General features: G+C 66.0%; 11 protein-coding genes. 8 read left to right on the top strand and 3 right to left on the bottom strand.

Annotated features, from left to right (window positions below; translation table 11 throughout):
* Positions 1 to 5: 5 nt before the first annotated feature.
* Entirely contained in the window at positions 6 to 10955 is a 10950-nt protein-coding gene (locus tag K8374_RS10640) for a non-ribosomal peptide synthetase (protein WP_224458995.1), read from the bottom strand.
* 212 nt (positions 10956 to 11167) lie between these two features.
* Here K8374_RS10640 and K8374_RS10635 point away from each other — a divergent pair, with 212 nt between their 5' ends.
* The 8 genes from K8374_RS10635 to K8374_RS10600 are packed head-to-tail and all read left to right on the top strand — an operon-like array spanning position 11168 to position 17206.
* Positions 11168 to 12358, top strand: a complete 1191-nt coding sequence (locus K8374_RS10635) for a PepSY-associated TM helix domain-containing protein (RefSeq protein ID WP_224458994.1) — start codon at positions 11168 to 11170, stop codon at positions 12356 to 12358.
* On the top strand, positions 12355 to 12894 hold the full coding sequence (locus tag K8374_RS10630; RefSeq protein ID WP_224458993.1) for a thiamine pyrophosphate-binding protein: 540 nt from the start codon (positions 12355 to 12357) through the stop codon (positions 12892 to 12894). Before K8374_RS10635 ends, K8374_RS10630 begins: the two co-directional genes overlap by 4 nt.
* Positions 12891 to 13208 (top strand): hypothetical protein, encoded by a 318-nt coding sequence (locus tag K8374_RS10625; RefSeq protein WP_224458992.1) that lies wholly within the window; start codon positions 12891 to 12893, stop codon positions 13206 to 13208. Before K8374_RS10630 ends, K8374_RS10625 begins: the two co-directional genes overlap by 4 nt.
* Positions 13205 to 13774: a DUF6162 family protein gene (locus K8374_RS10620; RefSeq protein ID WP_224458991.1), complete on the top strand. Its 570-nt coding sequence runs from the start codon at positions 13205 to 13207 to the stop codon at positions 13772 to 13774. The genes K8374_RS10625 and K8374_RS10620 overlap by 4 nt, the downstream gene beginning before the upstream one ends.
* A gap of 15 nt (positions 13775 to 13789) precedes the next feature.
* Positions 13790 to 14692 (top strand): metal ABC transporter substrate-binding protein, encoded by a 903-nt coding sequence (locus K8374_RS10615; RefSeq protein WP_224458990.1) that lies wholly within the window; start codon positions 13790 to 13792, stop codon positions 14690 to 14692.
* The gene (locus K8374_RS10610; RefSeq protein ID WP_224458989.1) at positions 14689 to 15432 is read left to right on the top strand and encodes a metal ABC transporter ATP-binding protein; all 744 of its coding nucleotides are present in this window, start codon (positions 14689 to 14691) and stop codon (positions 15430 to 15432) included. The genes K8374_RS10615 and K8374_RS10610 overlap by 4 nt, the downstream gene beginning before the upstream one ends.
* The gene (locus K8374_RS10605; protein ID WP_224458988.1) at positions 15432 to 16331 is read left to right on the top strand and encodes a metal ABC transporter permease; all 900 of its coding nucleotides are present in this window, start codon (positions 15432 to 15434) and stop codon (positions 16329 to 16331) included. The genes K8374_RS10610 and K8374_RS10605 overlap by 1 nt, the downstream gene beginning before the upstream one ends.
* Before the next feature lie 2 nt (positions 16332 to 16333).
* Entirely contained in the window at positions 16334 to 17206 is an 873-nt protein-coding gene (locus tag K8374_RS10600) for a metal ABC transporter solute-binding protein, Zn/Mn family (RefSeq protein WP_224459309.1), read from the top strand.
* Between the two features lie 110 nt (positions 17207 to 17316).
* Here K8374_RS10600 and K8374_RS10595 read toward each other — a convergent pair whose 3' ends face one another.
* Both K8374_RS10595 and K8374_RS10590 read right to left on the bottom strand, forming a co-directional pair.
* Entirely contained in the window at positions 17317 to 20118 is a 2802-nt protein-coding gene (locus tag K8374_RS10595; RefSeq protein WP_224458987.1) for an RHS repeat-associated core domain-containing protein, read from the bottom strand.
* Between the two features lie 47 nt (positions 20119 to 20165).
* Positions 20166 to 22988 (bottom strand): RHS repeat domain-containing protein, encoded by a 2823-nt coding sequence (locus K8374_RS10590; protein ID WP_224458986.1) that lies wholly within the window; start codon positions 22986 to 22988, stop codon positions 20166 to 20168.
* Positions 22989 to 23066: the final 78 nt, after the last annotated feature.

The raw sequence follows: 23066 nt of genomic DNA, 5'->3' as shown, positions 1-23066 counted from the left end.
GACCCTCATTCGGAAAGCAGCTTTTCAAGCTCAGTGGCTGATAAACGTTTGAGGGCCGCCAAGGATTTAGCCAAGGCGTCCTGCACCGGCGCCTGTTCCTGCTGCAAGGCCGCGAGCGCCTGGGCCTGCTCGGCCAGCACCGGGTGGCTGAACAGGGTCTTGAGCGGCAGGTCGAGCTGCCACAGCTCGCGGGCCCTGGCCACCACCTGCATGGCCAGCAGCGAATGCCCGCCCAGCTCGAAGAAGTTGTCGGTGCGCCCGACCCGTTCGAGCTTGAGCACTTGGGCCCAGAGCTCGGCCAGGCGGGTTTCCAGTTCGCCCTGGGGCGCCTCGTAGGCGCCCTGGGCCAGGTCCGGCGCCGGCAAGGCTTTGCGGTCCAGCTTGCCGGCCGGGGTCAGCGGCAGCCGCTCGAGCAGCAGCCAGGCAGTTGGCACCATGTAGTCCGGCAGCCGCGCACGCAGGGCCTGGCGCAGGCGCTCGCGCAGGGTTGGGTCGTCCGCCTCGTCGGGCACCACATAGGCCACCAGCTGCTGGCCGCTCAGGCCCGGGCGGGCCAGCACCACCGCCTCGCGCACCCCGGCCTGCTCCAGCAGGCGCGCCTCGATCTCGCCCAATTCGATACGGAAACCACGGATCTTCACCTGGTTGTCCACCCGCCCGAGGTAGTCGATCACCCCGTCGGCGCGCTGGCGCACCAGGTCACCGGTGCGGTACAGCCGCCCGCCCGTGCTGAACGGGTCGGCCACGAAGCGCTCGGCGCTCAGGCCGGCACGCCCCAGGTAACCCCGCGCCAGGCCCTCACCGCCCAGGTACAGCTCCCCGGCGATGCCTTGTGGCACCAGGTTCAGCTCGCCATCCAGCACGTAGGCACTGCGCAGGCCGACGCGCTCGCCGATGGGCGCATAGGCTGCGCCACACTCGGTGCCCTGCCCGGCCTTCCAGAGCAAGGGCGTCACCACCGTCTCGGTGGGGCCGTAGCCGTTGATGATGTAGGTCGGGCGCAGGGCCCGGCGTGCCAGCTCGTAGCTGGCCTGGGGCACGGCGTCGCCACCGAAGCAGTACACCCGCACCGCCGGGGGCTGACCCTCGCGTTCGGCATGTTCGGCCAGTTGCTGCAGGTACGCTGGCGGGAAGGCCGCCACGGTCACGCCGTGGGCCTTCATCTGTGCGTAGGTCTGCTCCGGCGTCCACAGCGTGTTGTCGCGCACCAGCAGGCTGGCGCCCTGGGTCAGGCAGGTCAGCCAGCGCTCATGGGCACCGTCGAAGGCGAACGACATGAAGTGCAGTTCGCAGTCGTCCGGGCGCATCTCGTAACGCTCGGCGATGGCCTGCACGTGCATGGCCAGCGGCCCGTGGGCCACCGCCACGCCCTTGGGTTGGCCGGTGGAGCCGGAGGTGTAGATGACGTAGGCCAGGTGGTTCGGGTCTGTTTCTACCTGCGGATTACCGATTTCGCCCTGCGCGGTAGTCTCTTCGAACAACAGCACTTGCATGCCTTCGACCGGCAACTGCCCGACCACGCTCGCCTCGCTCAACAACAAGCCGGCACCGCTGTCCTTGAGCGTGTAGGCCAGGCGTTCGGCCGGGTACTCCGGGTCCAGCGGCAGGTAGGCGCCGCCGGCCTTGAGCACCGCCAACAAAGCCACCAGCATGCGCGGCGAGCGTTCCAGGGCGATGGCCACCCGCACTTCGGGGCCCACGCCCTGGGCGATGAGTGCCGCGGCCAGGCGGTTGGCGCGCTGGTTGAGGGTCGCATAGTCCAGGCGTTCCTCGCCGCAGCGCACCGCGGGCGCCTGCGGTGTACGCGCCGCCCAGTCCTCCACCCACCGATGGACCGGGCGCTGCATCGATCCGCCCTGGGCCGGGCCATTGAGCGCAACGCTTTGGCGCTCGCAGGCATCGAGCATCGACAGGTTGCCCAACGCCTCGTCCGGTGCGGCGACGATGCCCTGCAGCAGGTTCAGCCAGTGCCTGGCCAGGCGCTCGATGGTCGCCGCCTCGAAGCGTTCGGCCATGTAGCTGAACGTGGCGGACCAGCCTTGGGCAGACTCGCAGGTGTCCAGCGAGAGGTCGAACAACGCGGTGCGAGGCGGCAGGTCCAGGCGGCTGATCGAAAGCGCCGGCAGCGCCTCGGCGAGGTCGTCGCCGCGGGCACTCTGGTGGTTGAACAGCGCCTGGAACAACGGGGTGTGGCCCAGGTTGCGGGCAGGCTGCAAGGCCTCGACCAGCTGCTCGAACGGCAGGTCCTGGTGGGCCTGGGCCTGCAGGGCGGTTTCGCGTACCTGTTCGAGCAGGGCTGTGAACGACTGGCTGGCATCCAGCCGCGCCCTGAACACCTGGGTGTTGACGAAGAAGCCCAGCAGCGCCTGGGTCTGGGCATGGTTGCGGTTGGCCGTGGGCACACCGACGCGGATGTCGTCCTGGCCGCTGTAGCGCTGCAACAGCACCTGGTAGCTGGCCAGCAGGAGCATGAACGGGGTCACACCGCGCTTGCGCGCAAGGTCTGCGAGCGCCTCGCCGAGCTGCCTTGGCAGTTGCAGTTGCAGGCGGCCGTTGCGCAGGGTCGGCTGGGCCGGCAGTGGGTGGTCGTAGGGCAACTGCAGCACAGGTTGCTCGTCACCCAATTGCTCGCGCCAGTAGGCCAGCTGGCGCTCGCGTTCGCCGGCCTCCATCCAGGCCCGCTGCCAAGCGGCGTAGTCGGCATACTGCACCGGCAGGTCTGGCTGCGCCGACACCTGCTGACCGCAGGCGGCGCGATAGCCATCGACCAGTTCGCCGACCATCAACTGCATGGACCAGGCATCGGTGACCACATGGTGCTGCACCAGCAACAGCACATGTTCTTGCTCGGCCACCGCATACAGGCGCACCCGCAGCAAAGGCCCATTCTCCAGGTCGAACGGCCGGGCAACCTCCTCGGCCAGTACCGCCGCCAGGCCCGCCCCGGCCTCGACGTGCTCGACCGGCAAGGCCAGCCCCGCAGGTGCCAGGATCACCTGACGCGGTTGCCCATCGACCAGGCGAATACAGGTGCGCAACGGTTCATGGCGGGCCACCAGGCGTGCGAAGGCCTCCCCCAGTGCCGTCACGTCCAGGTGGCCACGCAAGGTCAAGGCCAGCGGCAGGTTGTAGGCACTGCTGCGCGGCTCCAGCTGCCAGAGGAACCATTGCCGCTCTTGGGCGTAGGACAACGCCAGCGGCTGCTCGCGTGACACCCGGGCGATCTGCGACTGCCCGCCGCGCGCCAAAGGCGCCAGGGCCGTGGCGAACGCCTGCAACTGTTCATGCTCGAACAACAGCCGCAACGGCGCGTCGATGCCCAGTTGCTGGCGCACCTGGGCCATGACCCGGGTCGCCAACAGCGAGTGGCCGCCCAGGGCGAAGAAACGGTCCTGCAGGCCGACCTGCGGGCATTCCAGCACCTGCGCCCAGATCGACGCGAGCGCTCGCTCCAGCGCCGTGCGTGGGGCGACATGGAGCCCTTGATCGTACCCAAGGCTCGGCAACGGCAAGGCCTTGCGATCGACCTTGCCATTGGGCGTCAACGGCAGCGCCGGCAGGCACAGGACATGCGCCGGTACCATGTAGTCCGGTAACGTCTGGCGCAGCGACGCCTGCACCGCCTCGGCGCCGGCCACCTCGCCTTCCAGGTACGCCACCAGTTGCACACCGCCCTGCAGAGGCTGGGCGACCACCACGGCGGCACGCACACCTGGCACCTGCACCAGGCGAGCCTCCAGCTCGCCCAGCTCGATGCGATAGCCACGCACTTTCACCTGGTGGTCCAGGCGCCCGGCGTAGTACAGCTCACCCTCCCCGCCCTGGCGCACCAGGTCGCCGGTGCGGTACATGCGCTGGCCACCGCCAGCGAACGGGTCGGGCAGGTAGCGCTCAGCGGTGAGCCCAGGGCGGTTCAGGTAGCCGCGGCTCAAGCCCGCCCCGGCCAGGTACAGCTCGCCGGCCAGCCCCACCGGCAGCAGCTGGGCCTGGGTGTCGAGCACATAGGCTACGGTATTGTCCAAGGGCCGACCGATACACGCCTGGCCCCCAGGCCGGCGCAGAGCGTGGGTGGAATAGGTGGTGTCCTCGGAGGGGCCGTACAGGTCATGCACCCGCTCAAGCCCCGGGCGCCGGTACAAGCGCTCGACCAACGACTGCTTCAGCGGCTCGCCGGCCAGGTTGACGATGCGCACGCTGGCGGGGATCTGCCCCGCCTGCTCCAAGGCGACGACGGCCGACGGCACGCTGTTGACCAGGCGCACCCGGTCGCGTGCCGGCAAGTCTGCCAGGGCCAGGGCATTGCGTGCCAACACGCAGTAACCACCACAGGCCAAGGTGACGAAGACCTCCCACACCGACAGGTCGAAGCAGATCGAAGTGCTGGCCAGCACACCCTGCAGGTCATCCCGGCTATAGACGCCACGGGACCACTGCACCAGCGCCTGGACATTGCCATGGCTGATGGCAACGCCCTTCGGCTTGCCCGTCGACCCCGAGGTGTAGATCACATAGGCCAGGCGCTGGGCCGGCACGACCAGGGCCGGGCTGCAGTCAGGCAGGTCGGCCGAGGCCAGCAAGGCAGCTACGTCCAGCAGCCGCGCGCCCGCCAGCGGGGCCAGCACGGCCTCGCCCGCCCCATCGCCCAGCACCCAGACCGCCTCGCTATCGTCGAGCATATGGGCCAGGCGTTCGCCCGGGTAGTCCAGGTCCAGCGGCACATAGGCGGCCCCAGCCTTGAGCACCGCCAGCATCGCCACCAGCATCTGCGGCGTACGTGCCATGCCGATGGCTACCCGTTGTTCGGCGGCCACACCGCGCCGCAAGAGTGCGTGCGCCAGGCGGTTGGCCTGGGCCTCGAGCTGGGCGTAGGACCATTCATCGCACTCATGGAGCAACGCCAAGGCGTCAGGGGTACGGGCCGCCTGCCGTTCGAACAGGTCATGCACCGTTGCCGGTTCTTCGGCGCAGGCCACGGGCGCATTCCACGGGCGGACCTGCAACGCCAAGGCATCAGGCGACAACAGGCCGAGATCGCCCAACCGCCCCTCGCTGCCCAGGCTCGGTAACTGGTGCAACAGGTGCTCCAGGTGCCCGGCCAGGGCCGCCAGGGAGTCGGCGCTGAACGCGTTGCTGGCATAGCGGTAATGCACATCGAGGGTCTGCCCAGCGACAACGGACACGGTCAGCGGGTAGCTGGTCTGCTCTTGGTTGGCGAGCGGCGTCAGGCGCAAGCCCGCCGGCGTGGCCTCGCCCAGGGCCTGGTCGATCGGGTAGTTCTCGAACACCAGCAGGCTGTCGAACAGCGCGTCGCCGAAACCGGCCCAGCGCTGGATATCCAGCAGCGGCGTGTGCTCGTGTTCGCGCAGGCGCAGGTTGCCGGTCTGCAGTGCTTGCAGCCACTGGCCCAGGCGCAGGTGGCCGGCGGGTTCGACCACCACCGGCAAGGTGTTGATGAACAGCCCGACCTGCGCCTCGATGCCGGGCAGCCCCGCCGGGCGGCCGGCCACGGTGGCACCGAAGGCGACGCAGGCCTGGCCGGTATAGCGCTGCAGCAACAAAGCCCAGGCCGCCTGCACCAAGGTGTTGAGCGTGACACGCTGCTCACGGGCGAAGGTCTGCAAGGCGGCCAGGGTGGTGCTGTCCAGCTGCTGGCGGTGTTCGCCCTGCCCCGGCGCGTCGCTTGCGGGCAGCGGGTGCACGCTGCGCGCCAAACGGGTCGGCTCGTCCAGTGGCGCCAGTTGCGCACGCCAGAACGCTTCGCTTGCGGCGGGGTCCTGCTGCTGCAACCAGGCGATGTAGTCCCGGTACTGGCCGACCGGGCGGGGCACCACGGCGCCCTGGTAGCGCTTCAGCACTTCCACCAGCACCCGCGCGTTGCTCCAGCCGTCCATCAGCAGGTGATGATGGGTATAGATCAGCTGGTGGCGCCCAGGCGCCAGCTGGACCAGCTGCAGCTTCAGCAGTGGCGCCTGGTCAAGGGCGAAACCTTGCCTGCGTGCGTCATCCGCCAATGCGTCAAGGCGTTGCGCGGCATCGGCGCACCCTTGCAGGTCATGCTCGTGCCAGTCCACCAGCACCTGCCGCCAAACGCGCTGCAGCGGCCGCTCCAGGTGCCAGAGGCAGGCGCTGCGCAGGCTATCGTGGGCATCCACGGTGTGCTGCCAGGCCGCTCGCAGGCACTGCGGGTCGACGCCTTCCAGGTCCAGGCGCAACTGGTTGATATAGGCACCGCTGCTTGGTTGGTAGAGGCTGTGGAACAGCATGCCCTGCTGCATCGGCGACAGCGGGTAGAGGTCCTGCAAGCCACGTGGATCGCCAGGCAAGGCGTCCAGCTGTGCCTGGGTCAGGCCGGCCAGGGGAAAATCGGCAGGGGTCAGGCCGCCGTGGCGCAGGTCACAGCAGTGCTCGACCAGGGCCAGCAGTTCCTCCTCGTACAGTCGGGCCAGGCGCTGCACCGTAGGCGCCTCGAACATCCGGGTGCTGTAGGTCCATTGCAGGTTCAGGCGGCCATCGTGGACCTGCCCTTCGACGGATAACCCATTGCCCAGCGGCGCGCCATCGTCCTGAGCCTGCCCAGCCGACTCGGCGGCCGGTACGAAGGCGGCCTGTGCGTCGAACTGGGTGTCGAACCGCCCCAGGTAGTTGAAGGTGATGCGCGGTCGCGGCAGCGCCTCCAGGGCTTCGCGCACCTGTGCTTCGCCGAGGTAGCGCAGGATGCCGAAACCTACGCCCTTGTCGGGCACGGCGCGCAGCTGCTCCTTGATCGATTTGAGCGAGGCGGCCAGCCCCTCCTCCACCTGCAAGGCAACCGGGAACAGGCTGGTGAACCAGCCAACGGTACGCCCGGTATCCACATCGTCGAACAACTGTTCGCGGCCATGCCCCTCGAGTTCAAGCAAAACCCGCTGTTGACCACTCCAGCGCGCAACGGCACGGGCCAGGGCGGTCAGCAGCAGGTCGTTGACCTGGGTGCGATAGGCCGCCGGCGCCTCTTGCAGAAGACGCCGCGTGAGCTCGGCATCGAAGTTCAGTGCCAGCTTGCAGCTGTCGCGATTGAGCGCCAGCGCGCAGGGGTGGTCCACCGGCAGCTGCTCGGGAGCACCTGCCAACTGCGCCTGCCACCAGCCCACCTGGGCCTGCTGCTCGGCGGCATAACGGTGCAGGCGCTGCGCCCAGGCCTGGTAGCTGGTGGTCTTGGCCAGCAGCGCCAGCGGCTGCCCGGCCGCCAAGCGCGCATAGGCCTGTTGCAGGTCTTCGAGCAGGATCCGCCAAGACACCCCATCTACCGCCAGGTGATGGATGACCAGCAGCAAGCGTTGGCTGCCGTCCGGCAGGCGTGCCAGCAGCGCGCGCAGCAGCTGGCCCCGGGCCAACGACAGGCTGCGCTGCGTGGCATCGCACATAACCTCCAGGGCCTGCCGCGAATCGACTTCCCGCACCCACAGCAGCTCATCGTTTGCCGGCGCACGGTAGGCCTGGCGCCATGTGTCGCCTTGCCGGTCGAAGCCCAGGCGCAAGGCATCGTGCTGCTGGCACAGCCAACCCAGCGCCTGCGCCAGCCAATCGGCGCGCAAGGCCTGGCGAGGCGCGAGCAACAGCGACTGGTTCCAGTGGTCACGGTTGAAGTCAGGCAAGGCAAAGAACAGCTGTTGCACGGGCGTCAGCGGCACTTCGCCTTCGGCCAGCTGCGTGTCGACCGCCTGCTCGCCCAGCACGCCGGCCGCCAGGGCCAGGCTGCGCACGTTCTGGTGCTGGAACAGGTCGCGAGGGCTGACGTCGATGCCCACCTGGCGGGCGCGGTTGGCCAGCTGGATGGCCATGATCGAATCGCCGCCCAACTCGAAGAAGTTATCGTCGCGCCCGACCTGCGACACCTGCAGCACCTGCGCCCAGACTTCGGCCAGGGCCTGTTCCCGTTCGCCTTGTGGCGCCACGTAGGCCGCCTGGGCCCCGCCCTCGATCTTCGGCAACGCACGGCGCTCCAACTTGCCGTTCGGGCTCAGCGGCATGCGCGCCAAGGCCTGCCATTGGCTCGGCACCATGTACTCGGGCAGGTGCCCGGCCAGGTGAGCCGCCAATACTTGCTGCCAACCGGCATGTTCTTCGGCCAGCACCACATAGCCGAGCAGGCGCTTGCCGTCCTCGGCGACCACCACCGCCTCGCGCACCCAGGCATGCGCCAGCAGCCGCGCCTCGATCTCGCCCAGCTCGATACGCAGGCCGCGCAGCTTGACCTGGTGATCCAGGCGACCGGCGTATTCGATCACCCCATCAGGCCGGTAGCGCGCCAGGTCGCCGGTGCGGTACATCCGCTCCCTCGCCACGAACGGGCTGGCGACGAAGCGTTCGGCGCTCAGCCCCGGGCGGCGGTGGTAACCCCGGGCCAGGCCCACGCCGGCCAGGTACAGCTCACCCAGCACGCCCGCCGGGACCGGCTCCAGGCTCGCATCCAGGATATGGCAGGCCAGGTTGGCGATCGGGCGGCCGATCGGCACGCTGTCGCGGCCTTCGTCCAGGCATGTCCAGTGGGTCACGTCGATGGCCGCCTCGGTCGGGCCGTACAGGTTGTACAGCCCGGCCCACGGCAGCCGCGCCAGCACCTGCTGCTGCGCATCCACCGGCAGCGCCTCGCCGCTGCAGACGATGCGCCGCAGGCTGCGGCAACGTTCGACACCCGGGTCTTGCAGGAACGCTTGCAGCATCGACGGCACGAAGTGCAGCGTGCTCACCGCCTCGGCCTCGATCAGCTCGACCAGGCGCGCCGGATCGCGGTGCTCGCCCGGCGCCGCCAGCACCAGCCGTGCGCCTTCCATCAAGGGCCAAAAGAACTCCCACACCGACACGTCGAAGCTGAATGGGGTCTTCTGCAGCACGGTGTCTGCCGTGGTCAGCCCGTACGCGTCCTGCATCCAGCACAGGCGGTTGACCAGCGCGGCATGGCGGTTGCCGGCTCCCTTGGGCTTGCCGGTGGAGCCTGAGGTGTAGATCACGTAGGCCAGGTTTTCGCCGTCCACCGCCACGTCCGGGTTGTGGGTCGGCTGCGCATCCCGCTCAAGCGCATCGAGCAGCAGGCAGTCGACGCCCTCCACCGGCAGCTCGGCCAACAGCCGGCGCTGGGTCAGCAGCAGCTTCACGCCACTGTCCTCGAGCATGTAGGCCAGGCGCTCGCGCGGGTATTCCGGGTCCAGCGGCACGTAGGCGCCACCGGCCTTGAGGATGGCCAGCAGGCCCACCACCATCTCCAGCGAACGTTCGGCGGCGATGCCGACCAGCACATCCGGCCCCACGCCACGGGCGATCAGCAGGTGCGCCAGCTGGTTGGCCCGGACGTTGAGCTCGGCGTAGCTCAGCTGTTGGCCGGCGAAGGTCAGGGCCGGGGCATGGGGCTGGGCCGCGGCCTGCCGCTCGAAACGCTGGTGCACGGCCAGGGCCAGGTCATATGCAGTGAAGGTGTCGTTCCATTCGCGCCCTTGCCGCTGCTCATTCGCCTCGAGCATCGACAGGTTGCCGACCGCTTGCCCAGGGTCGTCCAGCATCGCCCGTAGCAGGTTGAGCCAATGCCGGCCCATGCGCACGATGCTGCCCGCCTCGAACAGGTCGGTGGCATAGGTCAGCGCCGCGTGCAGCCGGCCGCCTTTTTCATAGGTGTCCAGCGTCAGGTCGAACTGCGTGGTACGGTGGGTCGGCTCGATGGCCTGCAAGGTCAGCGCGCTGTCCACACGCATGGCATCGACATCGGCGACCTGCGGCTGATGGTTGTACATGACCTGGAACAACGGGTTGTGACCATCGCCACGCGGCAGGTCGAGGGCTTCGACCAACTGCTCGAACGGCAGCTCCTGATGGGCCTGGGCGCCCAGCGCGCAGGCCCTGGTCGCGGCCAGCAGCTCGGCCACCGTCTGCCCGGGGTCGACCTGCACGCGCAGCACCTGGGTGTTGACGAAGCAGCCGATCAGCCCCTCCACCTCGCTGCGATTACGGTTGGCGATCGGTGTGCCGATGCGCACATCGCCCTGGCCGCTGTAGCGCTCCAGCAGCACCGCGAACGCCGCCAGCAGCACCATGAACGGCGTCAACTGGTGCGCCTGGGCCACCTGTTTCAGGCGCTCGGCCAGGGCCTGGTCCAGCGCCAGCTCGTGGCGTTGGCCTCGGTAGCTGGGCATCTGCGGACGGGGGTGGTCCAGGGGCAGCGCCAGGGGTGGGCAGGCCTCGCCCAGGTATTCCCTCCACCAGGCGACTTGGCGCGCCTGCTCTCCGGCCTCCAGCCAGCTGCGCTGCCAGAGGGCATAGTCGGCGTACTGGATCGGCAAGGTGGGCAATTGCGGCGCGCGCCCTTCAACCCGCGCGGCATAGCAGCGGCTGAACTCCTCGATCAGCACATTCATCGACCAGCCATCGGAGACAATGTGGTGCAGCGTGACCAGCAACACATGCTCCTGGTCCGCCAGGCGCAACAGATTGACCCGCAGCAACGGCCCACGGCCCAGGTCGAAGGGCGCGAACACCTGCTCCTGCGCCAGCGCCTGCACCTGCGCTTCACGCAGCTCGGGCGCCAGGTCGCCAAGGTCGGCGTAGCCAATGGTCAGCGGGGCGCAGGCCTCGGCCAGGCCCACCTGCCCTTCGCCCGCATCGACGAACAGCGTACGCAGGGTCGCGTGTCGCTCGACCAGGTCGGCGAACGCCTGCTCCAGCGCGCCACGGTCCAAGGTACCGCACAACCGTACCGCGCTCGGCAGGTTATAGGCGGCGCCCTGCGGGTCGAGTCGCCACAGCACCCACATACGCTTTTGCGCATAGGACAACAGCTGGCGCTCGACCGGCAGCCCGGCCGCAGCGATGGGCAACTGGGCAAAGTCGACGCCCTCGCGCTGCAATGCCTGCAAGAACAGCCGCCGCTTCTCCAGGGGCAGGTCGATATAGCGGCGGGCCAGTTTCAACGCGTCTTGGGCATTCATCAGCAGTCATCCATTCGATTGGGCACGAGCCTTGGAGGGTCGATATCCCAGGGAAACGGATGGCCAACGGGGAAAATTAAACGGCCGCCGGCACCTGTCTGAAACATTTTCTTGCATTTACCCGGTCGGGTTTTCGATTCTCATTCGTCTTATCTGTTGCAGCCCCATGGTTGAGCCTCGGCTCGCCCCTCCCCTTACAACAGAACAGACCGATGGCCCGACAAACGAAAAAATCCAAGTCCAGACTGTGGTTCCTCGTCCACAGCTGGCTCGCCTTGCCGATCTGGTTCTTCGTGCTGATCGTCTGCTTCACCGGCATGCTCGCGGTGGTCAGCCAGGAGATCGTCTGGCTGGCCAACCCCGACGTGCGCGCCAACGAGCCCAACGACGATGCCCGGCGCCTGAGCTACCAGCAGGTGCTCGATGCCCTGCACCAAGCCGAACCGGACATGGCCGTGCGCTTTCTCAGCCAGCCCGATGGCTCGCACTTCGCCCTGAAGGCCGCCGTGACCTACCCCGACGGCACCGCGCCGACGCTCTACGTCAACCCTTACACCGGCGCCATCCAGGGCAGGATGCCCGACTTCAACTTCGAAGCCTTCACCCGTGCCCTGCACGGCTGGTGGCTGGTGCCCTTCACCAACGGCTACAGCTGGGGCTGGTACCTGGTCTCCTTGCTCGGCCTGCCGATGCTCGCCTCGCTGGTCACGGGCCTTGTGGTGTACAAGAAATTCTGGAAGGGGTTCTTCAAGCTGCCGCGCCGCAGCCAAGGCTCGCGCATCTTCTGGGGCGACCTGCACCGCCTGGCCGGGTTGTGGTCGATCTGGTTCATCGCGGTCATTTCCATCACCGGCACCTGGTTCCTGATCCAGGCGATCCTGGGCGACAACCATGTCAGCCTTTCCAGCGAGCCGGTGGTGCCGGTGATCGCCCGCGAGCAGGTGCCGCGCACCACCGACGGCAGCCCGGCACCACGCATCGACCTGGACGAAGCCGCACGCATCGCCCAGCAGGCCATCCCGGGCCTGGAGATCAGCTTCATCACCCTGCCGGGCACCGCCTACAGCCACATCAGCCTGGGCGGGCGTGGCTGGTACCCGCTGATGTTCCAGACCGCCGAGGTCAACCCCTATACCCGTAATGTCGACAGCCAGTTCCTGCTCGGCGACCGCTCGGCCCTGGAATTCGTCACCGAGTCCATGCGCCCGTTGCACACCGGCGACTTCGGCGGGCTGGCGATCAAGCTGGTCTGGGCTTTCTTCGGCCTGATCCTGACCCTGATGGTGTTCAGCGGCCTGCTGATCTGGACCAAGCGCACCGCCCAGGCCACCGCCGCAGCCCTCAAGCGTAGCGAGCGCGGGGCCCATCCGCGCACCCACAGCACCGTGGAGGCCCGCCCATGAGCCAGGCACGTACGCTGCCCGCCAGCCCGCTGAAGCAGTTCTGGCTGAAGTGGCGTTTCCACTTGAACATCCTGCTGATCCTCATCCCCCTGGGCTTCATGCCCAAGTACTTTGCCGACGCCAAGCTGTTTCGCGGCGATGCCGGTCTGGGGGCCAACCTGATCCGCGATATCCAGGTGGGGCCCTACCGTCTGGACCTGGCCGAACTGCGCGACGAAGCACCGCGCCCCAATGGCCCGGCGGGCTACTTCAAGCCATTCAACGCCGCGCTGTGCACGCAGTGCGTCGAGGGCGCCAAGGCTGTCTACCTGCGCGTCGGCAAACCCCGCAGCCTGCGCGCCGCCGGCACGCTGTTCTTCGGCCCGGCGTACCGCATGGGCACCTCGCTGCCGGTGCCGCCGCGTACCCGCCCTGACGCTGACCTGTGGATCACCATCGAAGGCTGGGACGGCCAGCTGCACCAGGCCTCGGTCCCACTGGCCAAGGCATCGCCAGCTACCGTCGCCTGGCTCGAGCAACAAGGAGGCAAGCAATGAAACCACTGCTGCGCAGGCTCGCCCTGCCGCTCTTGGCCCTGGCCGCGACGCCGGCAATGGCCCACAACCCGATGTGCGAATGCACCGAATCCGGCGAGCAGATCACCTGCAAGGGTGGTTTTTCCGATGGCAGCGGCGCCCCCGGGGTGACGCTGGATGTGATCGGCTACGATGAGCAGGTACTGGTCGGCGGCAAGCTGGGCGATGACTCGACCCTGACCTTCACGCGCCCTGACGGTGAATTCTACGTGCTGTTCGACGCCGGCCCCGGGCATGTGGTGGAAGTCGACCATGCCGACATCGCTGCGCCATGAGCCGCGCCCAGGTGGTGCGCCCCGCCGGCGCCGGGCACGAAACCCTCTACGTGCTGCTCAGTGCCTTGTTGATCGTCGCCCTTGCCGCCACGGTGGTGGCGCTGCGCGGCGAACGCCAGGACGAGGTGGCCATCGCCAGCCACCAGATCGACGCCCGCCGCGACCTCAGCGCGGCCGAGCAAGGTATCTACACCGACCTCTGGGTGGCGGTCGAAGAAATCCAGCTGTTGCACGAAGACAGCGGCCACCTGCCGGCCGTCGAGGCCTTGGCCGAGGACGGTCTGCCGCCCTTCACCCATGACGCCAGCAGCCAGCGCCGCGGGCAGCATCACTGGCAAAGGTTGCCAGGCGGCGCGTACCTGGGCCGTAGCCAGGATGCCGCGGTCGCCGGCAGCTTCCTGTTGATCCTGCCCTCAAGCCAGGGGCAACCGGCCGACGTCTGGCTACGGCGCGACCGCAGCGCCCTGGTACCCGACGACCTCGCCCCCGCCGCGCTGATCGCCGCAGGCTGGCAACAGGTGGTCAGCCATTACGACGCCGGGGTCACCCGCCAACACCGCCACTGAACCCAAGGACTCCCCATGCTCCGCTCCGCCCTCGCCCTGCTCCTGGCCTGCGCCCTGCCCGTCCTGGCCCTGGCCGACAACGGCAAGCCCCTGCGCATTGGCATCACCCTGCACCCCTACTACAGCTATGTGAGCAACATCGTGGGCGACAAGGCCGAGGTGGTGCCGCTGATTCCGGCCGGCTTCAACCCCCATGCCTACGAGCCACGGGCCGAGGACATCAAGCGCATCGGCACCCTGGACGTGATCGTGCTCAACGGTGTGGGTCACGACGACTTCGCCGACCGCATGATCGCTGCCAGCGAAAAGCCCGGCATCAAGACCATCGAGTCCAACGCCAACGTGCCGCTGCTGGCCGCCACCGGCATCGCGGCCCGGGGTGCGGGCAAGGTGGTCAACCCACACACCTTCCTGTCGATCAGCGCCACCATCGCCCAGGTCAACAACATCGCCCGCGAGCTGGGCACCCTCGACCCGGACAACGCAGCCTTCTACCGCAGCAACGCCCGCGCCTACGCCAAGCGCCTGCGTACGCTGCGCGCCGAGGCGCTGGCCAAGGTCGCCCAGGCGCCGCAGGCCTCGTTGCGCGTGGCCACCATCCATGCCGCCTATGACTACCTGGTGCGCGACTTCGGCCTGGAGGTGACCGCGGTGGTGGAGCCGGCCCATGGCATCGAGCCGAGCCCGGCCCAGTTGAAGAAGACCATCGACCAGCTCAAGGCCCTGGACGTGCAGGTGATCTTCTCGGAGATGGACTTCCCGTCCGCGTACGTCGAGACCATTCAGCGCGAGGCGGGTGTGCGCATCTACCCGCTGACCCATATCTCCTACGGCGAGTACACCCAGGGCAAGTACGAAGTGGAGATGAAGCGCAACCTCGACACCGTGGTGCGCGCCATCCAGGAGACCCGCACGTGACCGCCGCCAACCTCACTGCCGCCTGCGGGCCGCGCATCGACTTCGACGGCATCGACCTGACCCTGGGGCGTACACGCATCCTCGAACAGGTGTGTTTCAGCGTGGCCCCCGGCAGCGTGCACGCCATCGTCGGCCCCAACGGCGGCGGCAAGAGTTCGCTGGTCAAGACCTTGCTCGGGCAGATGCCCCACCAGGGCCGGCTCACCTTGCACTGGCCAGGGCCACGCGAGGTGATCGGCTACGTGCCCCAGGCCCTGGAGTTCGACCGGGGCCTGCCGATGACCGTGGACGACTTCATGGCTGCCCTGTGCCAGCAGCGCCCGGCCTTCCTCGGCCTGGCTCGCCACGCCCGGCCCGCCATTGATGCGGCCCTGGCACGGGTCGGCATGCTCGACAAACGCAAGCGGCGCATGGGCGCGCTGTCCGGTGGCGAACGCCAGCGTGTGCTGCTGGCCCAGGGCCTGATTCCCGACCCACAACTGTTGGTGCTCGACGAGCCCATGGCGGCCCTCGACGAAGCAGGCATCCAGGTGTTCGAGCAGCTGCTGCAGGCCTGGCGCCAGGCCGGTACCACGGTGCTGTGGATCGAGCACGACCTGGAGGCAGTGCTGCGCCTGGCCGACCGGGCCACCGGCCTGAGCCGCCAGGTACTGTTCGACGCCCCGCCTGCCCAGGCCCTGACTCCGGAACGCCTGCTGGGCCTGTTTTCCGTCCACCCTCGCAGCGAGTGCCTGGCCTGATGAGCGATGAAACCTTCCGTCAACTGATCCAGGGCTGGGCCACGGCAGGCTATCTGCCGGAGGCGCTGGCCTACGGCTTCGTGATCAACGCCCTGCTCGCCGGCCTGATGATCGGCCCCGTGCTGGGCGGCCTGGGTACCCTGGTGGTGGTCAAGCGCTTTGCCTTCTTCTCCGAGGCGGTCGGCCATGCCGCGCTGACCGGCGTGGCCATCGGCATCCTGCTCGGCGAGCCCTATACCGGGCCCTACGGCAGCCTGTTCGGTTATTGCCTGCTGTTCGGTCTGCTGCTCAATTTCCTGCGCAACCGCACCGGGTTGTCGCCGGATACCCTGATCGGCGTGTTCCTCTCGGTGTCCCTGGCCTTGGGTGCGAGCCTGCTGTTGATGCTGGCCGGCAAGATCAACGTGCATATCCTGGAGAACGTGCTGTTCGGCTCGGTGCTGACGGTCAGCGGCCAGGACCTGGTGGTGCTGGGCATCGTCGCGATGCTGGTCCTGGCGCTGGCCTTGCCGCTGTACAACCGCATCATGCTGGCCAGCTTCAACCCGCAGTTGGCGGCGGTACGCGGGGTGGCGGTGAAGTCCCTGGACTACCTGTTCGTGGTGCTGGTGACCTTGGTCACCGTGGCCTCGGTGAAGGTGATCGGGGCAATCCTGGTCGGCGCCCTGCTGGTGATCCCGGCGGCGGCAGCGCGCCTGGTCAGCCAGTCGCTCAAGGGCTTTTTCTTCATCGCGGTGACCATCGCCACCCTCAGCACCGTGCTGGGCATCCTGCTACCCATCGTCTTCGACCTGCCCGTGCCGTCGGGCGCGGCGATCATCCTGGTCGCGGGCGCCTGCTTCGCCCTCGCGGCCCTGGCCCGCGCCCTCGTCCCTCGTCTGCAAGGAACCCCGGCATGACCCTGAACTTCAAGCACCTGATCCTGGCCCTCGCCCTGGCCGGCCTGCCCAGCTTCGCCCACGCCGCCGGCAGCGAAGTGCTGACCACCTTGCCGGTGACCCACAGCCTGGCGGCCGCCTTGCTCGAGGGCACCTCGGTGCAGCTCAAGCGCGCCGCCCCGGCCAACCTGCCGGCCACACGCCAGCCGTCGTATTTCAGCGGTCGCGGCGGAGCCAGCCTGCACAAGGCCGCACAGCAGGCCGACGCGGTGATCGGCCTGCGCTCGATCTGGCGCGACGACCCGCTCTACCCCATGGCCCGGCGCAGCAATATCCGCATCGTCGAGATCGATGCCGCACGCCCGGTGGACGGCGCCCTGCCGGGCATCGCGGTCCAGGGCGACGAAGCCTTCGCCCGCTACCCCTGGCTCAACCCGACCAACCTGGGGCGCATGGCCGATGTGCTGGCCAATGACCTGGAGCGCCTGTCGCCCGGCGACAAGGACAAGATCCAGGCCAACCTGGCCGGCCTCAAGCGCCAACTGCTGGCCCTGGCCGCCGAGTCGCAGGCACGCCTGGCCGAGATCGACAATCTCAGCGTGGTCAGCCTGTCCGAACGCTTGAGCTACCTGGCTAGCGGCCTGAACCTGGACAGGGTGGAGCAGCCACTGCCCGCCGGTGACCAATGGGACGCAGCCACACTGGAAGCGCTGACCGACAACCTCAAGGCCCAGGACGTCGCGCTGGTGCTGCACCATCGCCAGCCAGAGCCGGCCCTGGCCGCCGCGATCGCGGCCGGTGGCGCCCGGCTGGTGGTGATCGACAGCGAGCCGGAGGATGCCATTGGTGGTTTGAAGGTTAGTGTCGAGCAGGTGGTGGGGGCGTTGGATCGATGATGCAACAAAACCACTTGAACGCCGCAATCAAGGCAACCTTGAAATTCTTCGACTGTCTGAACCGACCCAATCGTTGGTAGTCTCACCCATCCTGCTGATGCTTATACGCATTATTGAAAACGACTTCGAATATACCTCCTCAACGCACCAAACACTCCATTAGACCTGCGCCCATTGCCCTGCTGACAGGACCGTTCTTTCGGGATATACCTCTGCCACTGTGGGTCTCCAAACACTTCGGCATGGGATATTTTCTTACCGCCCCGATAAAAAAACACATTTCCCTTGACATCCAGAAGCTCTCGGCGCCGATACAACCAGCGAAGTTCACTGGCCGTCACACTTTGACCACCGCCTCCTTGCTTCGAAACAATCTCGTTTATTTCAAGACCGTCCATCAAAAAGTGAACCGGAGCCTTGCGCACAAGAAGCTGGAACTCAAGCCCCGCCTTGCTTGTTCGTTTCCAAAGCCCCACATGGACATCTTTAGAATAGGTACACTTCAAACGCTTTGCATCACTCTGGTTCCGAACATTGTACCTAGGGTGCCCTTTGAGAAACCTTTTGAACCCCAAGACTCTTCCAGCGTCATTGAACCCTCGCTCTATATCGGCATCGGACGAATATTTTGTAGGCCGAAGCGCCCCATCCCACACGCCATCGGTCATTTGCCCTTGATAAAATATATTTGTCTTTTGCCCACCCTCGCCCCCTACCGACCTAAAACCGGAACTCATCAATTCAGACACAGCTGACAATATTGGCGCCCTCAGACCATACAACACATGACCATCTTCAAACAGCTCCGTTAGCAATGCTCCGTCCGCGACCGAATGATTCTTAATGGTCACTCGACCATCAGGGTCAAGGTAGGTAGCTGGGTTGTTCCTAACCATACAAAAGAGGTTTAGCCCATCTAGAGCACCCGCGGGATCTGCACTCAGCCATCGCCCTGCCCAAGGCTGGTAATAGCGATACCCGTAGTAATACAGCCCAGTGGCATCGCGCTCTTTGCCTGAATAGCGCACGGTCTTGTAGCTTGCCTCGACTTCATTACGCGCAGCCCATACCGCCGTGCCGCCAAAGGGGTAGTACTCTTCCTGGCTGATCAGGTTGCCGGCGCCATCGACCTCCAGCGCGCTGCTGCCCAGCAGGTTGTCGTAGCTGTAGCGCAGTTGATCGTTCGCGAGATCGTCGGGTTTTCCTGCCTGCCAGTGCAGTACCCGCACTTGCGCACGACCGGCCTCCCCGACCGTCATCACCTGCAGGTCTTGCGTGAGCGTGTCGCCATTGGTGTGGGTACGCAGCTCCAGCCCTGGCAGGTAGATCACTCGCTGGGACTGAGTGCAGCGGGCCGTTCGCTGGGTACTGGCTTTCAGCACACGCTGGCTATGGTTGTCATAGCGGTAGCTTTCGCAGTCGTCCGTACCTCCTTCGCGCTTCACCGACACGACCTGCTCGAGCTCGGCTCGCGAGCTCCAGGCCAGTGGTTGCCCCGGCAACAGCACGGCCTGCTGCCCGCCCGGAGTGAACAGCGCCTCGACAGCCGACGAGGCCTTCGTCATCGAGCTCAACACGGCCCGGTTGCTGCGGTCGCTGACGGTGACGTCGGTGGTGTAGTTGTGGTTCGTGGCGGGGGCGCTGTGACGGATCTGGAGCAGGTTGCCTGCGGTGTCGTAGCGGTACGTGCGCATGTACGAGGTGTAGGTGGTGCTGTCGAAGGGGGTGACATGCGGAAGGTGTCGGCCTTGTTGGCCGGCGTTGGCCATTTCGCGGCCCGTGGCACTGGCCAGCTGGTAGAGGCTGTCGTAGCTGTAGGTGTTTTCCGGCACCACTTTCTGGTTGCGCCAGAAGCGGGTGGCCTCGGCGTCGTTGCGGATCTTGAGCACGTTGCCCACCGGGTCGTAGGCATAGCGCAGGTCTTGCAGCACCTTCGCGCCAGTGCCCTGGCGCTCGGTCTTGATCGAGGACAGGCGCTGGGTGTCGGGCTCGTAGGTGTAGGTGGTCACTACACCATTACCATGCACCTCGCGCAGTTTCTGCCCGGCGGCGGAGTAGCTCAGGGACTGGACGATGACCTGCTCGGCCTTGCCCGCGATCGTCAGCCAGCTGCCCCTGAGCTGGCCGGCCGCGTCGTAGGCCACCCGTTGCAGGTTGCCTACGGCATCCAGGGTCGTCAGCGTCGCGCCTGTGGCGTCTGCCGTGGTCTGGGTCGTATAGCTCTCGGGGGCCAGTCGGGTGTCCCATTGCGCCTCCTCTTCGCCCTGCCAGTCGGCGACGATATCAGGATTGTCGGCATCCTTGAGCAGCTGCCGGGTCGTTGAGATCGGCACACCCGTCAGGGCAAAGCTGTTCGCCTGCGCCAGACCCGCCGGGTCGTAATGGCGGGTCGCCTGCCCGAGCAAATTATGGTCCCGTGCTTGTTGCGTAACCTGTGCCCAGACGAACCGCTCGGCAATCCGTACCTCGCTGTCGGCCACTTGCTCCGTCACGCTCAGCGGTCGGCCGGCCTGGGACGGGGCCTCGTACTGCCAGGTACGGGTAACCGCCTGGCTCAGGTCGTCGTTACCGCCTTCGTCGGTAGCAACCTGGGCCACCTCCACGAAAGGGCGCCCGGCGGCATCCCTGAGGGTTATCGAGGTGCCCGCATCGACGCTGCGAGTTTGCAAAACCGTACCGGCAAGGTCCGTCAGGTAGGTGAAGTTCGATCGCCCGCCTTGCGCCAGGCGCGGGTCGGCACTGCATGACAGAAAACCACGGGCATCATGACAGTGCCAAGTACTGCGCTGCTCTGCCGCCTGCGGCACATCGGGATGGCGATGATACGTCACAATGCGGACGGTCAGGCCGCGGTTGTCGACTACCGTGACTGTTGGAGTACTTTTGTTCAACGCTGATACAGTGCTAAGCATTGGTATTTCCCGGGCTAGCTTCCCAGTCGAGCTAGAACCATCACGTTTCAAAGGCAAACCCTCAATTTATCAGCCAACCACGTTGTATTTCGCTCGAGTCTAACCTCACCAGAGTAGATATCTTTCACATCATGCCGATAGGCGTGATCCGCGCCCTTTAACCTCACCACCATCATGCCGTTGCCGGTCTTACTGATCTCCTTTACTTTCAGTTGTGTATAAGGGGTGATTAAGATGTGATCGGCCAAGAATGTGGTGGGCGCCATCTTTTTAGGCACGGTTTCATCCAGCACCAGTGCTACTTGATCATCTCCCGTGCCTGCCAGCGTCGTGGCCCAATCCCCCCACCCAGTCGTATTGCGAAGCAATGCGGATGCCGACATATACCCTTGATCGATCACAACATCATTTTCTCTTATCTGCCTCCCGTATACACCCGGCGGAACCGTCAGCATTCGGTAGGCAACACCCTCATAGTCTTCAAGACCTGAAACTTCGTCTTTAAGTTCCTTGACAAGATTCGGATACGATTGACGAAACTGCTCCTCATCCCCGTCTGACAGTGTGCCACGCAAATGCCCATTGAGTAACCGATATGCATCATTCCCTCCCTCTGTATAAATCATCAGTGCAGGCAAATCTTTACTCTTAGACGCTAGCTGGCCCAAGATCTCTCCATCTCTTTGTCTTGTGGCCTCATCAACCCCCTCTTGCTGATTAGCATTGACCGCACGCGCATAGCTCTGAAACTCTTGGACGAGAGGTGATGGACCTCTTTCGCTCAAAAAACGCATGACCTTTTCTAACACTCGTCCATCTCTATCGATGGCAGAAGTTGGGTTATTCCCAACCATCCAGAATAAGTTCAAGCCATCCACAGGCCCCGCTGGATCTGCACTCAACCATCGGCCTACCCACGGCTGGTAATAGCGATAGCCGTAATAATAAAGCCCCGTGGCATCGCGCTCCTTGCCTGAATAGCGCACGGTCTTGTAGCTCGCCTCGATTTCATTACGCGCCACCCATACCGCCGTGCCGCCAAAGGGGTAGTACTCTTCCTGGCTGATCAGGTTGCCGGCGCCATCGACTTCCAGCGCGCTGCTGCCCAGCAAATTGTCGTAGCTGTAGCGCAGTTGATCGTTCGCGAGGTCGTCGGGTTTTCCTGCCGCCCAGTGCAATGCCCGCACTTGCGCACGACCGGCCTCCCCCACCGTCATCACCTGCAGGTCTTGCGTGAGCGTGCCGCCATGGGTGTGGGTACGCAGCTCCAGCCCTGGCAGGTAGATCACTCGCTGGGACTGGGTGCTGCGGGCCGTTCGCTGGGTGCTGGCTTTCAGCACCCGTTGGCTATGGCTGTCATAGCGGTAGCTTTCACCATCGTCCGTAGCACCTTCGCGCTTCACCGACACGACCTGCTTGAGCTCGGCGCGCGAGCTCCAGACCACTGGTTGCCCCGGCAACAGCACGGCCTGCTGCCCGCCGGGGGTGAACAGCGCCTCGACAGCCGACGGCTCCTGGGCCAGCGTGCTCAGCACAGCCCGATTGCTGCGGTCGCTGACGGTGATGTCGGTGGTGTAGTTGTGGTTCGTGGCGGGGGCGCTGTGACGGACCTGCAGCAGGTTGCCTGCGGTGTCGTAGCGGTACATGCGGGTGTATGGGGTGTAGGTGGTGTTGTCGAAGGGGGTGACGTGCGGGAGGTGTCGGCCTGGTTGGCCGGCGTTGGCCATTTCGCGGCCCGTGGCACTGGCCAGTTGGTAGAGGCTGTCGTAGGTGTAGGTGTTTTCCGGCACCACTTTCTGGTTGCGCCAGAACCGGGTGGCCTCGGCGTCGTTGCGGATCTTGAGCACGTTGCCCACCGGGTCGTAGGCATAGCGCAGGTCCTGCAGCACCTTCGCGCCAGTGCCCTGGCGCTCGGTCTTGATCGACGATAGGCGCTGGGTGTCAGGCTCGTAGGTGTAGGTGGTCACCACACCATTACCATGCACCTCACGGAGTTTCTGCCCGGCGGCGGAATAACTGACGGACTGGACGATGACCTGCTCGGCCTTGCCCGCGATCGTCAGCCAGCTGCCCCTGAGTTGGCCGGCCACGTCATAGGCCACCCGTTGCAGGTTGCCTGCGGCATCCAGGGTCGTCAGCAACGCGCCCGTGGCGTCTGCCGAGGTCTGGGTCGTATAGGTCTCGAGGGCCAGACGGGTGTCCCAATCAGAAGCGTCTTCGCCCTGCCAGTCGGCAACGACCTCGGGATTGTCGGCCTCCTTGAGTAGCTGCCGGGTCACCGCGTTCGGCACACCGCTCAAGGTGATGCTAGTGGTTTTCACCAGCCCGGCCGGGTCGTAATGGCTGACCGCCTGCCCGACCAGGTTATTGGCTTGCGCTTGTGCTGTAGTGCCGGCCCAGACGAAGCGCTCGGTCACCCGCGCAGGGTTGCCGGCCACCTGCTCCGTCACGCCCACTGGGCGACCGGCCAGCATCCTGTCTTCATAGCTCCAGGTGCGGGTAACCGCCTGGCTCCAGTCCTCGTTGCCCTGCGCGTCGATGCCGATCTGGGACACCGCCAGGAAAGGGCGGCCTGCGGCGTCGTTGAAGGTTATCGAGATACCGGCATCGACATTGCGGGTATGCAAGGCCGTGCCGGCAAGATCCGTCAAGTAGGTGAAATTCGCCCGGCCAGCCGTGGCCAACCTAGGGTCGGCGCTGCGTTCCAAGACACCTCGGGAGTCGTGTTGCTGATAGGTGATACGTTCATCCGTCACCTGCAGTTCATCGGGTCGGCGGCAATAAACGATAGTGCGGACAGTCAGGCCACGATTGTCGACAACTGCAACGGTGGGTGTATTTCGATGCAAAACCTGTGGGGTATCAGGCATCGGCAATCTCCTCGTCAAATACCGATAGGGCTTCCAGTGGACGGCGCCCGCGACATCAGGAAGTCATTCCCGGCTGTC

It is taken from the genome of Pseudomonas sp. p1(2021b), assembly GCF_020151015.1.
In the GTDB taxonomy this organism is placed as follows: Bacteria; Pseudomonadota; Gammaproteobacteria; order Pseudomonadales; family Pseudomonadaceae; genus Aquipseudomonas; species Aquipseudomonas putida_K.
Note: the sequence above shows the minus strand (reverse complement) of the source record. Positions and strands in the feature narration are given on the sequence as shown.

What these genes read in the sequence shown, in the direction of transcription:
- K8374_RS10620 (WP_224458991.1), top strand. Translation starts at nt 13,205, where the DNA reads ATGAGCCGCGCCCAGGTGGTGCGCCCCGCCGGCGCCGGGCACGAAACC.
- K8374_RS10635 (WP_224458994.1), top strand. Translation starts at nt 11,168, where the DNA reads ATGGCCCGACAAACGAAAAAATCCAAGTCCAGACTGTGGTTCCTCGTC.
- K8374_RS10630 (WP_224458993.1), top strand. Translation starts at nt 12,355, where the DNA reads ATGAGCCAGGCACGTACGCTGCCCGCCAGCCCGCTGAAGCAGTTCTGG.
- K8374_RS10625 (WP_224458992.1), top strand. Translation starts at nt 12,891, where the DNA reads ATGAAACCACTGCTGCGCAGGCTCGCCCTGCCGCTCTTGGCCCTGGCC.
- K8374_RS10595 (WP_224458987.1), bottom strand. Translation starts at nt 20,118, where the DNA reads ATGCTTAGCACTGTATCAGCGTTGAACAAAAGTACTCCAACAGTCACG.
- K8374_RS10590 (WP_224458986.1), bottom strand. Translation starts at nt 22,988, where the DNA reads ATGCCTGATACCCCACAGGTTTTGCATCGAAATACACCCACCGTTGCA.
- K8374_RS10615 (WP_224458990.1), top strand. Translation starts at nt 13,790, where the DNA reads ATGCTCCGCTCCGCCCTCGCCCTGCTCCTGGCCTGCGCCCTGCCCGTC.
- K8374_RS10605 (WP_224458988.1), top strand. Translation starts at nt 15,432, where the DNA reads ATGAGCGATGAAACCTTCCGTCAACTGATCCAGGGCTGGGCCACGGCA.
- K8374_RS10640 (WP_224458995.1), bottom strand. Translation starts at nt 10,955, where the DNA reads ATGAATGCCCAAGACGCGTTGAAACTGGCCCGCCGCTATATCGACCTG.